Source organism: Mesorhizobium sp. M7A.F.Ca.ET.027.02.1.1 (genome assembly GCF_004022985.1).
GTDB lineage: Bacteria > Pseudomonadota > Alphaproteobacteria > Rhizobiales > Rhizobiaceae > Mesorhizobium.
In genome coordinates this window covers 1-12,396 of sequence record NZ_RZOL01000175.1, presented here as the reverse complement: position 1 = coordinate 12,396, position 12,396 = coordinate 1, and the positions used below count along the sequence as shown (strand labels likewise).

The following is a 12,396-nucleotide window of genomic DNA, read 5'->3' as shown; positions in this document are numbered from 1 at the left end:
GGGTGGCGCGCCTGGATTCAGGACGTTCGCATCTGGAGATCGGCAAGGCCGGCTTCGTCGCGCGTCTGGTCAGCCGCGACCAGGCGATCGTCGATATGGGCGATCAATGTGACGCCAAGGCAGTCGCCGCTCGGCTTGATACCTCCCGCCTGGCTTTCTATGACGAAGACGCCCTCGCCCACGCGGTAAAGGACGGACCCATCCTGCGCTATCTCGAAACCGCGGCCGGTCAGGCACTCGCCCGCGGTCCGTTCAGCGTGCTCGACAAGACTGGCCGAGCCCCCAGCGGGGATCCCCAGGACTATTTTCACCCGGCGCCTTACTGGTGGCCCGACCCCGACAGACCCGATGGCCTGCCCTATATCAGGCGCGATGGCGAACGCGTGCCCGGCACGGCATTGTATGCAGCAGGAAGCGAAACCTACGATCGCACACGTTTACAGCGCGTCTTCGACGACACAACCGTGCTTGCGCTCGCCGCAACCGTGCTTGATGGACGTCATTACACCGTCCACGCCGCGAGGCTCATTCGCGCATGGTTTGTCGATCCCAAGACAAGAATGAACCCGCATTTGCGCTATGCGCAGGTGCGGTCGGGCCACGACAACAATGAAGGGGCCGGCTACGGCATCATCGAGCTGAAGGATTTCTATTTCTTCCTGGATGCCGTACGCTTGATCGAGCGAACAGGAGTACTGGGCGACGAGGATCGCGAGGCGTTCAGAGCCTGGCTCGGTTCCTACTGTGAATGGCTGGACACCGCGCCGGCAGCCGCGACGGCCTTCTGCAGCAGCAGCAACCAAGGAACGTACTACGATTTGCAGCGGGCATCGATCGCCACATTTCTTGGCGACAGCGCCACCCTGGCCAAGATCAGCCTCTATGCTCGGGAGAGATTGGCGACCCAGATCGCAGCCGACGGCTCCTTGCCCAGGGAACTGTCCCGCACGCGCCCCAGGCACTACGCCATGTTTACCTTGCAAGGCTGGACGTCGCTGGCCCGTGTCCTGTCTTCGGTTGGTGACAATCTCTGGCAGCACAAGACAGCCGAGGGACTGGGACTGGTCCAGGCGCTGCACTGGCTTGTTGCGCACGAGAACAAGCGACACACCATGTCGGCCGAAACTGTCGATCCGGATCGGCTTGGGCCGCTGCTTCTCGACCTGACGCATCATGATCCCGCAGGGATGCCACCTGCCGATCTGGGAAGGGCGGCCAAGCCCATTTTTCATCCAGACGAGGCAATCGCGCCTTTTTGGCTGTGGCGAAGACGTTAGAGCAGTTCACCGTTTCACGGAAACGGCGACCCGCTCTAACTCCTTGTTTTTACGCAATTCCGGACGGAAAACCGTTTCACACTTTTCCTGGAATTGCTCTAGGGACATCCGGCATTCCTGGCCTGTCACGTCGATGATGAGAACCACTTTCCCGAAATCAAACGCCCGCGACGGTGCAAAGGCTCTTCATTCTGGCCACCGCCAGATCGGGATCAGCGAGCAATCCTGCCTGGTCGGCAAGGCGGAACACGTCGGCATAGTGACGGATGCCGCGCGCCGACTGCATGCCGCCGACCATCGCAAAATGGTCCTGATGGCCATTCAGCCAGGCAATAAAGACGATGCCGGCCTTGTAGTACTCGGTCGGCGCCTCGAAGATTATTCGCGATAGCGGCACGGTCGGCGCCATCAATGTGTCATAGCCGGCGCGGTCACCCTCCGCCAGTTTCGACAGCGCCGCGTTGGCGACCGGCGCAATCGCGTCGAAAATACCGAGCAGTGCGTGCGAGTGTCTTTTCTCGTCGCCGGCGATCAGTTCGGGATAATTGAAATCGTCGCCAGTGAACATGACGACGCCGTCCGGCAGACGGTTCCTCAGCGCGACCTCCTTGCCGGCATCGAGCAGCGAGATTTTTATCCCCTCCACCTTGCCAACGTGGCGTTCGATGATGGCAACAACTGTATCGAGAGCAGTCTCGAAATTCTCGCTGCCCCAATAGCCCCTGAGCGCCGGATCGAACATGTCGCCCAGCCAGTGCAGGATGACCTTGCCGGATGCTTGGGACAGGATGCGGTCGTAGACGCTGACATAGTCGTCCGGCCCCTTGGCCACAGCCGCCAGTGCCCGGCTGGCCATCATGATCGCCTTGCCGCCCAAGCCTTCGATGAAAGCGAATTGCCGCTCATAGGCGGTGACCACATCGTCCAGCGTCCTGGCGGCGGCGGGCGCCAGATGGTCGGTCCCGGCACCCGAGGCGAGATCGGCGCCATCGACGGTACGCGCCTCGGCGATCGAACGGCGGATCAATTCCTGTGCATTCGCCCAGTCGAAACCCATGCCGCGCTGCGACGTGTCCATCGCTTCGGCGACGCGGAAGCCCAGCCGCCACAGATGGTGACGGAACGCCATCGTCCTGTCCCAGTCGACCACCGGCCTGGACCACGGATCGGTCATGGCAAGCGGATCGGCAACGACGTGCGCGGCGGCATAGGCGATACGCGAAAATCGCGCGCCGATGTCAGGCTGCACGGGCTCGCCAACCAGCGTGTACCGGGTGCTGCCGCCACCCTCACCAGACAAGGAAATGTCCATCGATCTCTCCCTTCTCAACGCTACTAAATGGAACGTTCCAATAAATCAAGAACCTTTAAGATTCCGGCTCCACGGCAGGAAGAATGCTGCATTGCAACACAAATCCTTGTGGGGCAAGCCATTTGAGTACGCACAATCGGCGTTCGAGGCGCGGGAAAAATCCCGATTGACTTACGAGCGGAGCAGAGATTAGAACGTTCCAATAACTTTGGGCCTGCACTCGGGGAGGATGCATCTGGATGGCCAACCGGGCCAAGGCGACAATATTCGACATCGCCCGCGAAGCAGGCGTGTCCAAATCGACGGTATCGCTCGTGCTCCAGGGCAGCGGGCTGATCCGGCCCGAAACAGCGAGCAAGGTGCGCAAGGCGATCGAGGATGTCGGTTACGTCTACAACCGCGGCGCCGCCAATCTGCGCAAGGCGCACTCCAATGTCATCGGCATGGTCATCAACGATCTCACCAATCCTTTCTTCGCAGAGCTGGCGGTTGGCATGGAGCGGGTCTTCCAGTCGGCGGGCATCGTGCCGTTCATCGCCAACACGGCGGAAAATCCGGTACGCCAGGAAGAAGTGCTGAAGTCGTTGATGGAGCAAGGCGTCGCCGGCCTCATCGTGTCGCCGGCTCGCGGCACGACGCCGGGCGCCTTCAGGCGGATCGAGACGGCAGGTCTGCCGGTGGTCTTCGCCATGCGCCGGCTTCCCGAGAGCCGTATTCCGGTTATCGCGCCCGACAATCATCGCGGCGCCTATCTCGCCACCGCCCATCTGATCGGCAAGGGACATCGCAGGCTGGTCTTCTTCGGCGGTTCGTCCGACCTGGTGGTCTATCACGATCGGCTTGGCGGATTTCGCGAAGCCTGCGAGACGCAGGGCATCTCCGACCGCGACGCACTGGTCGTCGAGGGAGAGACCAGCCGCAGAGGCGGTATCGCGTGCCTCGAAACCGCTCTCGCTATGGCTGAACCGCCGACCGCGGCGCTCTGCTTCAACGACGCTGTCGCCTTTGGCGCCATGCTGGCGCTGCGCAAGCGCGGGCTTGAGCCGGGAACTGATTTCGCCATCGTCGGTTTCGACGATGTGGCCGAGGCCGAACATTACATGCCGGCTCTGACCAGCGTCGCGGTGGATTCGGCCGGCCTCGGCGAACGCGCCGCCCATGTCATGCTGAAAATGATCCAGTCGCGCACCACACGCGCCGAAGACCATATCGGCGCGGTCAATCTGGTCGTCAGGGAAAGCTGTGGCCCGGATCGCCGCACCCGAAACAGGACGGCCGGTTCGGGGAGCACGAATTGAGCAAGGTCGTTTCGGCAGCGCAGGCAGCGGGCCTGATCAAGGACGGCATGGTCGTATCCGTGTCGTCGTCGAGCGGCCTCGGCTGCCCCGACGCCGTGCTTGCCGCGATCGGCGAACGCTTCGACGGGGAAGGCCATCCGAAGAACATCACGACGCTGCACCCGATCGCAGCCGGGGACATGTACGGCATCAAAGGCATCGACCATCTGGCCAAGCCCGGCCTGCTGAAGCGTACTTTGTGCGGCTCCTACCCGTCCGGCCCCTCCTCTTCCGAACCGCCGCAGATCTGGAAGATGATCGGCGACAATTCGGTCGCCGCCTACAACGTGCCGTCCGGCATCCTGTTCGACATGCACCGCGAAGCGGCCGCCAAGCGGCCGGGCGTGCTGACCAAGGTCGGCCTCGACACCTTCGCCGACCCGCGCCACCAGGGCTGCGCCATGAACGCCGCCGCAAGCGAGCCGATCGTTTCGGTGCAGCAGTTCGACGGCGAGGAATGGCTCTATTTTCGCTCCATCGTGCCGCAGGTCTCGATCATTCGCGCCACGTCGGCCGACGAGCGCGGCAACCTCACCTACGAGCATGAGGGCGCCTATCTCGGTGGCCTCGAACAGGCGCTCGCCGCCCGTAACAATGGCGGCATCGTTATCGCGCAGGTCAAGCGCGTCGTCGAAAACGGTACGCTGAAACCGCATGACGTGCGCGTGCCGGGCGTCCTGGTGGACCATATCGTCGTCGCGCCCGACCAGTTGCAGACGACGCTGACACCCTATGACCCAGCGATCTCCGGAGAAATCTTCCGGCCGCTGTCGAGCTTCCGCACGCCGGAGATGAACGTCCAGAAAGTGATCGCGCGCCGCGTCGCCATGGAGTTGCGCGACGGCATGGCCGTCAACATCGGCTTCGGCATTTCCGCCAATGTCCCGCGCATCCTTCTCGAGGAAGGACAGCATGGCAAGATTACCTGGGTGATCGAACAGGGCGCGGTCGGCGGCGTGCCGCTGCTCGACTTCAAATTCGGCTGTTCGTCGAACGCCGACGCCTTCATGCCCTCGCCGCACCAGTTCATCTATTTCCAGGCGGGCGGCTTCGACGCCTCGCTGTTGTCCTTCCTGCAGATCGACCGCCATGGCTCGGTCAATGTCTCGAAGCTTTCGGCGCGCCCGCATGTCACGGCTGGCGCCGGCGGCTTTGTCGACATCACCGCGCGAGCGAAGAAGATCGTGTTTTCCGGCTTCTTCAACGCCGGGGCAAAACTCTCATTGGCCGATGGCGGCATCCGCATCGATCAGGAGGGCAAGGTCAAGAAGGTGGTCAACGAAGTCGAGCACATCTCGTTTTCGGGCAAGCGCGCAGTCGCGCAGGGACAGGACATCACCTATGTCACCGAACGCTGCGTGATGAGGCTGACGCCGGAGGGCCTGGTCGTCACAGAACTCGCACCCGGCATCGATCTGCAGCGCGATGTGCTGGCGCAGTCGGAAATTCTGTTGGGCATTGCCAAGGACCTCAAGACGACACCGGCAGCCCTCTATCAGGAGCAACCGATAGGCCTGTCGCTGAATGGCGGCGCCTCGCTTGGAGGCGCGCATGGCTGAGCACCTCGTCACCTTTGAAACCGACGGCGCCATCGGCGTCGTCACGCTGCGCCGGCCGGAGAAATTCAACGCGCTGGACATTCCGATGCTGCGCGCGTTGGAGACGGCGCTTGACGCGGCCGAGATGGCCGAGGGCGTCCGCGTCGTGCTGCTGCGCGGCGAAGGCAAGGGATTTTGCGCCGGTGGCGATGTCGAGGCCTGGGCGCGGATGAGTGCCGCCGATTTCCAGGTGCAATGGGTACGCTACGGCCACCGCGTCTTCGACCGGCTGGCGCGGCTCAGGCAGCCGACCATCGCTGTTTTGTCGGGCCATGCACTGGGCGGCGGGCTGGAGCTGGCTGTGGCTTGTGATTTTCGCGTGGCGGAAACACAGGTGAAACTGGGCTTCCCCGAAACCTCGATCGGTGTCGTACCCGGCTGGTCGGGCACGCAGCGCGCCGTGCGCCGCTTCGGCGCGCAGACGGTGCGCCGCATGGCGCTCGGCGGCGAGATCTTTCTCGCCCCCGAGGCACTCGCTCTGGGCATCGTCGACCGGGTGGTCGCGACTGGCAAGGCATACGACGAAACAAGGGCGTGGGCGGAAAAGATCGCCGAGCGCGGCCCGCTGGCGACCGAAGCCGCCAAGCTGATGATCGCGGTCGCCGAAGGCGAGGAAAGTGCCGCCGCCACCGAAGCGCTGGCCAGCGGCTTCATCGCCCTGACCGGAGATCTCAAGGCCGGCGTCGACGCCTTCAAGGCCAAGCAGAAGCCGGCCTTTTCGAGATCCTAGAGGAAAACAGATGAACGCCCCACTCAAGATCGCCATGCCGGCCGAGGCGTCCGCGGCGCCGAAAGCGTACAGACTGCTGATCGACGGCAAGCATGTCGATGCCCGCGACGGCCGCACGATTGCTCGAAATAGCCCCGGCCACGGCTTCACCGTCTCGCACTACGCACAGGCCGGCGTGGCCGAAGTGGAAGCCGCTGTGCAGGCCGCCCACAAGGCGTTCGAGACCGGTCCATGGCCCCGGATGAAGGCGGCCGAGCGTGCCGCGATCCTGCTCAAGGCGGCCGACTTGATCGAGGCGCGGCTGGAAGAGATCGCCCGGCTCGATGCACTGGAATCGGGCAAGCCGATCGCCCAGGCGCGCGGCGAGATCGGCGGCGCCGTCGACATTTGGCGCTATGCCGCCTCGCTTGCCCGCACGCTGCATGGTGAATCCTACGCCAATCTCGGCGATGCCATGCTGGGCGTCGTCCTGCGCGAGCCGATCGGCGTCGTCTCGATCATCACCCCATGGAATTTCCCGTTCCTGATCGTCAGCCAGAAACTGCCCTTCGCGCTCGCCGCCGGCTGCACGGCGGTGGTCAAGCCTAGCGAAATGACCTCGGCCTCGACCTTCGTGCTCGGCGATATCCTGATGCAGGCCGGCCTGCCCGCCGGCGTCGTCAATATCCTGGCCGGGCTTGGCGCCGATGTCGGTGCGCCGATGGTCAGCCACCCGCTGGTCAAGATGGTCTCGTTCACCGGCTCCACCCGCGTTGGCAAGATGACGATGGCGTCCGCCGCGCAGTCGCTGAAGAAAGTCTCGATGGAGCTCGGCGGCAAGAACGGCCAGATCGTCTTCCCGGACGCCGACCTCGAAGCGGCCGCCGATGCGGCGGTGTTCGGCGGCTTCTTCAATGCCGGCGAGTGCTGCAATGCCGGGAGCCGGCTGATCGTTCACGAGGCGATCGCCGACGATTTTCTCAGCACCGTCAAGGCGCTTACCGCCAGGGTCACGGTCGGCGATCCGCTCGATGACCAAACCAAGGTCGGCGCGATGATCTCGTCCGACCATCTGAAGAAGGTGGCGGGCTATGTTTCTGCCGCTGAAGGCGACGGCAGCCAGGTTTACAGCGGAGGCAAGCAATTGGCCTCCAATGTCGGCCAATACCTCGATCCCACCATCATCCGCGGCGTTACCGAGGAGATGGCCATAGCGCGCGAGGAAGTGTTCGGTCCGGTGCTCTCGGTGCTGACTTTTGAATCGATTGAAAAGGCGTTGCACATCGCCAACAACACGCCCTATGGTTTGTCGGCGGGCGTGTGGAGCGCCAGCATCGACACTTGCATGTCGGTGGCGCGTGGAGTGCGTTCGGGAACCGTTTGGGTGAACACATTCATGGAAGGTTATCCCGAGCTGCCGTTCGGAGGCTACAAGCAGTCCGGTCTCGGACGCGAACTCGGCAAACGCGCCGTCGAGGACTATACCGAGGAAAAGACAATCCAGTTTCATCGCGGCCTGCGCACCGGGTGGTGGGTCGGCTGAGTTGAGAAGAACCCGGTGGGCTTCACCGGTCGTGTAATGCAACAAGGGAGGTAGTACATGTTGCGCAAACTGCTTATCGGAACCGCTCTCGCATCCGGCCTGGCTTTCGCGGCCCACGCCGAGGACGTCAAGGAAGTGCAGATGCTGCATTGGTGGACGTCGGGCGGCGAAGCGGCTGCTCTCAACGTCCTTAAGGGCGACCTGGCCAAGGAAGGCTATGCCTGGAAGGACGTGCCGGTGGCCGGCGGCGGCGGCGATGCCGCCATGACCGCGCTGAAGGCGATGGTCGCGGCCGGCAATTATCCGACCGCCTCGCAGATGCTCGGCTATACCGTGCTCGACTACGCCGCTGCCGGCGTCATGGGCGACCTGACCGAAACGGCGAAGAAGGAAGGCTGGGACAAGTCCGTTCCGGCAGCCCTGCAGAAGTTTTCGGTCTATGACGGCAAGTGGGTCGCGGCGCCGGTCAACGTTCACTCGGTCAACTGGCTGTGGATCAACAAGGCCGTCCTGGACAAGATCGGCGGCACCGAGCCGAAGACCTTCGACGACTTCGTTGCCCTGCTCGACAAGGCCAAGGCGGCAGGGGTGATCCCGCTCGCTCTCGGCGGCCAGAACTGGCAGGAAGCCACCATGTTCGACTCGGTCGTGCTGTCGACCGGCGGACCTGAGTTCTACAAGAAGGCCTTCAACGACCTCGATGACGCATCCCTGAAGTCCGACACGATGAAGAAGTCGTTCGACAATTTGGCCAAGCTCGTCACCTATGTCGACCCCAACTTCTCCGGCCGCGACTGGAACCTTGCCACCGCCATGGTCATCAAGGGCGACGCCCTGGTGCAGGTCATGGGCGACTGGGCCAAGGGCGAGTTCAACGCCGCCAAGAAAACGCCGGGCACCGACTTCCTGTGCTATCGCTTCCCGGGCACCGACGGCTCGGTGATCTACAACTCCGACATGTTCGGCATGTTCAACGTTCCGGACGACCGCAAGGCCGCCCAGGTTGCGCTGGCCACCGCCACCCTGTCGAAGAGCTTCCAGTCGGCCTTCAACGTCGTCAAGGGTTCGGTCCCGGCCCGTACCGACGTTCCGGACACCGACTTCGACGCTTGCGGCAAGAAGGGCATCGCCGACCTGAAGGCAGCCAACGAAGGCGGCACGCTGTTCGGCTCGCTGGCCCAGGGCTATGGCGCGCCTCCGGCGGTCGCCAATGCCTACAAGGATGTCGTCTCCAAATTCGTCCATGGTCAGATCAAGACCTCGGACGAAGCCGTGACCGAGCTGGTCAAGGCGATCGACGACGCCAAGTAAGCGCCACGCGCCAAAACGCCTTCCCCGCTCCGGCGGGGAAGGCCCAGATCCGCGAACTTAGATCCGCGAAGCTGGTTGGCCGCGAGTCGACGGGAGGAAGCCCCATGAGCACGGTAGCGACAAGCCAGATCAAGCTGACGCCGGAGCATGCGCGGCCACGCGCCTCGGTGCGCTCACGCCTGCAGGACGCATTGCCGAAGATCGTGCTGGCGCCGAGCTTCGCCATCACCATCGTCTTCGTCTACGGCTTCATCCTGTGGACGATCTATCTGTCCTTCACCAACTCCAAGACCTTTCCATCCTATGTCCTGACCGGCTCGCGCGCCTATCAGCGGCTGTGGGGCTGGACCTTCGACACAGACCCGCCGTCGAGTTGGTACACGTCGATAACCAATATGGGTATTTTCGGTTTCCTCTACATCGCAATCTGCCTGGCGCTCGGCCTGTTCCTGGCCATCCTGCTCGACCAGAAGATCCGCGGCGAAGGCGTGCTGAGGCCGATCTATCTCTACCCGATGGCGCTGTCCTTCATCGTCACCGGCGTCGCCTGGAAATGGTTCCTCGATCCCGGCCTCGGCCTCGAGCAGACCTTGCATCAATGGGGCTGGACGAGCTTCCATTTCGACTGGATCAAGAACAAGGATTTCGTCATCTACACGGTGGTCATTGCCGGCGTCTGGCAGGCCTCCGGCTTCATCATGGCGATGTTCCTGGCCGGCCTGCGCGGCATCGACGGCGAGATCATGAAGGCGGCGCAGATCGACGGCGCCACCACCTTCCAGCTTTACCGCCGCATCGTCATCCCGCTGCTGCGGCCGATCTTCCTGTCGGCTTTCATCGTACTCGCGCACCTCGCCATCAAGTCCTACGATCTGGTCGTGGCGCTGACCAGCGGCGGCCCCGGCGGCTCGGCCTGGCTGCCCTCCAACTTCATGTATGAGTACACGTTCAAGCGCAACGAAATGGCCGTCGGCTCGGCCAGTGCGGTGATCATGCTGATGACCATCGTCGCAATCATCGTGCCCTATCTCTATTCGGAACTGCGGGAGAAGCCGCGATGAGCGCCGTCACCACTCCCGCCCGCCAGGCCTCCGGCGGCGTCAACGCCAGGGTCATCAACCGCATCGTCATCTACGGGCTGCTGGCGCTGTTTGCGCTATTTTATCTGATGCCGCTGTTCGTCATGCTGGTGACCTCGTTCAAGACCATGGACGAGATCCAGAACGGCAACATGCTGGCGCTGCCCAGGGCACCGACCTTCGATCCCTGGCTGAAGGCCTGGGGCGAGACCTGCGTCGGCCTCACCTGCGCCGGCATCAAGGGCTATTTCTGGAACTCCATCAAGATGGTGGTCCCGGCCGTGCTGATCTCGACGATGCTCGGAGCGCTGAATGGCTACGTGCTGACCAAATGGCGTTTCCGCGGGGCAACGCTGGTGTTCGGGCTGATGCTGTTCGCCTGCTTCATTCCGTTCCAGTCGGTGCTGCTGCCGATGGCGACCATCCTCGGCAGCCTTGGCCGCTTCGGCGTCACGCTGCAGAATGCGACGGGAACCAGCTTTGGCCTCGGCAACCCGACGGTCAATCTGGTTTTCGTCCACGTCGTCTACGGCATCGGCTTCACCACGCTGTTCTTCCGCAACTACTACGAGGCGTTCCCCACCGAACTGGTCAAGGCGGCACAGGTCGACGGCGCATCCTTCTTCCAGATCTTCCGCCGCATCATGCTGCCGAATTCGATGCCGATCTTCGTCGTCACGGTGATCTACCAGTTCACCAACATCTGGAACGACTTCCTGTTCGCCTCGGCATACGCCGGCACCGGCGATGCGATGCCTATGACGGTGGCGCTCAACAACGTCGTCAACACGTCGACCGGCGTCGTCGAATACAACGTCAACATGGCCGCCGCGATGATCGCGGCACTGCCCACCCTTCTCGTCTATGTGCTCGCCGGCCGCTATTTCGTGCGCGGTCTGATGGCGGGCGCCGTCAAAGGATGATCTGATGGCTTTTCTGGAAATTGATGGTTTGAGGAAGCGCTTCGGCCAGGTCGAGATCCTCAAAGGGATCGATGTCGAGCTCGAGAAAGGCGGCTTCCTGGTGCTGGTCGGCCCTTCCGGCTGCGGCAAGTCGACCTTGCTCAACACCATCGCCGGCCTGGAGACAATCACCTCGGGCGAAATCCGTGTCGACGGCCGCACCATCAACGATCTGCACCCCTCCAAGCGCGACATCGCCATGGTGTTCCAGAGCTATGCGCTCTACCCGAACATGACGGTGGCCGGAAACATCTCGTTCGGCATGGAGATGCGCGGCGTGCCGGCGGCGGAGCGCCAGAAGGCGATCGACAAGGTGGCCAAGGTGCTGCAGATCGGCCACCTCTTGCAGCGCAAGCCGAGCCAGCTTTCGGGCGGCCAGCGCCAGCGCGTCGCCATGGGCCGGGCGCTGGTGCGCGACCCAAAACTGTTCCTTTTCGACGAGCCATTGTCCAACCTCGACGCCAAGCTGCGCGTCGACATGCGCATCGAGATCAAGCGCCTGCATGCCACCACCGGCACCACCATCGTCTACGTCACACACGACCAGATCGAGGCGATGACGCTAGCCACCAAGATCGCGGTCATGCGCGATGGCGAGGTGCAGCAGTTCGGCACGCCGGCCGAAATCTACAACAACCCGAGCAATCTCTTCGTCGCCGATTTCATGGGCTCGCCGGCGATGAACCTGATCCCGGCGACGATCGGCACGTCAGGCAACGCGCTGTCCGTCGTGCTGCAGCGCGAAGCACGAGAGCCGATCTCGCTGCCGATGGCCAATGCACCGGCCGGCCTGTCGGCATTCCAGGGCAAGCCGATCATCTTCGGTGTCCGCCCCGAAGCCCTGACCGATCCGGAAGGTGCCGAGCGCAACGCTTCGCACATCGCCACCGCCGACTGTCACATCGAGGTCGTCGAACCGGCCGGCTCGGACACTTTCGCCGTCACCAATCTCGGCGGCAAGGGCGTGGTGGCGCGGCTGCGCGCCGACGCCAACATCCAGCCGGGTACCAACACGCCGCTTGCCTTCAACTTGACCAAGGCGGTGTTCTTCGATCCGGCGACCGAGACCCGTATTCGCTAATGTATGTCGCCCAAAAGTGGATCCGGTTTTGGGGCAACGACATGCATCAAAACAAAAAACTAAAGCGCGTCGGGACGCGATTTAGGCCATGACAAATCCGGACATCGTCATCATCGGCTCCGGCATCGGCGGCGCCACGATCGCTTCCGGCCTTGCCGGCAGCGGCGCCTCGATCCTGATGCTGGAG

Annotated in this window: 10 protein-coding genes; 9 read left to right on the top strand and 1 reads right to left on the bottom strand. The window is 63.0% G+C overall.

Going from position 1 to position 12,396, the window contains the following annotated elements:
* On the top strand, nt 1–1,277 hold a 1,277-nt coding region (locus EN749_RS19455), incomplete at its 5' end, for an alginate lyase family protein (protein ID WP_145990949.1).
* A 157-nt stretch (nt 1,278–1,434) separates the two neighbouring features.
* Here the strand turns inward: EN749_RS19455 and EN749_RS19450 are convergent.
* On the bottom strand, nt 1,435–2,589 hold the full coding sequence (locus tag EN749_RS19450; protein WP_128363742.1) for a dihydrodipicolinate synthase family protein: 1,155 nt from the start codon (nt 2,587–2,589) through the stop codon (nt 1,435–1,437).
* 239 nt (nt 2,590–2,828) lie between these two features.
* Between EN749_RS19450 and EN749_RS19445 the strand changes: the two genes are divergently transcribed.
* The 8 genes from EN749_RS19445 (at nt 2,829) to EN749_RS19410 (ending at nt 12,209) form a co-directional block, all read left to right on the top strand.
* On the top strand, nt 2,829–3,887 hold the full coding sequence (locus tag EN749_RS19445) for a LacI family DNA-binding transcriptional regulator (protein ID WP_027037607.1): 1,059 nt from the start codon (nt 2,829–2,831) through the stop codon (nt 3,885–3,887).
* Nucleotides 3,884–5,485 carry an acyl CoA:acetate/3-ketoacid CoA transferase gene (locus EN749_RS19440; protein WP_127809381.1) on the top strand — a complete coding sequence of 534 codons (1,602 nt, stop codon included), beginning with the start codon at nt 3,884–3,886 and terminating at the stop codon, nt 5,483–5,485. Before EN749_RS19445 ends, EN749_RS19440 begins: the two co-directional genes overlap by 4 nt.
* On the top strand, nt 5,478–6,254 hold the full coding sequence (locus EN749_RS19435; protein WP_127809380.1) for an enoyl-CoA hydratase/isomerase family protein: 777 nt from the start codon (nt 5,478–5,480) through the stop codon (nt 6,252–6,254). Before EN749_RS19440 ends, EN749_RS19435 begins: the two co-directional genes overlap by 8 nt.
* Before the next feature lie 10 nt (nt 6,255–6,264).
* Complete coding sequence (locus EN749_RS19430; RefSeq protein ID WP_128363741.1) at nt 6,265–7,776, top strand: aldehyde dehydrogenase family protein; 1,512 nt, start codon at nt 6,265–6,267, stop codon at nt 7,774–7,776.
* 57 nt (nt 7,777–7,833) lie between these two features.
* Nucleotides 7,834–9,087, top strand: a complete 1,254-nt coding sequence (locus EN749_RS19425) for an ABC transporter substrate-binding protein (protein WP_032900903.1) — start codon at nt 7,834–7,836, stop codon at nt 9,085–9,087.
* A gap of 104 nt (nt 9,088–9,191) precedes the next feature.
* Nucleotides 9,192–10,148, top strand: a complete 957-nt coding sequence (locus tag EN749_RS19420) for a sugar ABC transporter permease (RefSeq protein ID WP_024502750.1) — start codon at nt 9,192–9,194, stop codon at nt 10,146–10,148.
* Nucleotides 10,145–11,089: a carbohydrate ABC transporter permease gene (locus tag EN749_RS19415; protein ID WP_128363740.1), complete on the top strand. Its 945-nt coding sequence runs from the start codon at nt 10,145–10,147 to the stop codon at nt 11,087–11,089. The genes EN749_RS19420 and EN749_RS19415 overlap by 4 nt, the downstream gene beginning before the upstream one ends.
* Nucleotides 11,090–11,093: 4 nt before the next feature.
* Nucleotides 11,094–12,209: an ABC transporter ATP-binding protein gene (locus EN749_RS19410; protein ID WP_023810089.1), complete on the top strand. Its 1,116-nt coding sequence runs from the start codon at nt 11,094–11,096 to the stop codon at nt 12,207–12,209.
* Nucleotides 12,210–12,396 lie beyond the last annotated feature (187 nt).

Coding starts and splice junctions, on each gene's coding strand:
- EN749_RS19445 (WP_027037607.1), top strand. CDS start 2,829: ATGGCCAACCGGGCCAAGGCGACAATATTCGACATCGCCCGCGAAGCA.
- EN749_RS19415 (WP_128363740.1), top strand. CDS start 10,145: ATGAGCGCCGTCACCACTCCCGCCCGCCAGGCCTCCGGCGGCGTCAAC.
- EN749_RS19420 (WP_024502750.1), top strand. CDS start 9,192: ATGAGCACGGTAGCGACAAGCCAGATCAAGCTGACGCCGGAGCATGCG.
- EN749_RS19450 (WP_128363742.1), bottom strand. CDS start 2,589: ATGGACATTTCCTTGTCTGGTGAGGGTGGCGGCAGCACCCGGTACACG.
- EN749_RS19410 (WP_023810089.1), top strand. CDS start 11,094: ATGGCTTTTCTGGAAATTGATGGTTTGAGGAAGCGCTTCGGCCAGGTC.
- EN749_RS19430 (WP_128363741.1), top strand. CDS start 6,265: ATGAACGCCCCACTCAAGATCGCCATGCCGGCCGAGGCGTCCGCGGCG.
- EN749_RS19435 (WP_127809380.1), top strand. CDS start 5,478: ATGGCTGAGCACCTCGTCACCTTTGAAACCGACGGCGCCATCGGCGTC.
- EN749_RS19425 (WP_032900903.1), top strand. CDS start 7,834: ATGTTGCGCAAACTGCTTATCGGAACCGCTCTCGCATCCGGCCTGGCT.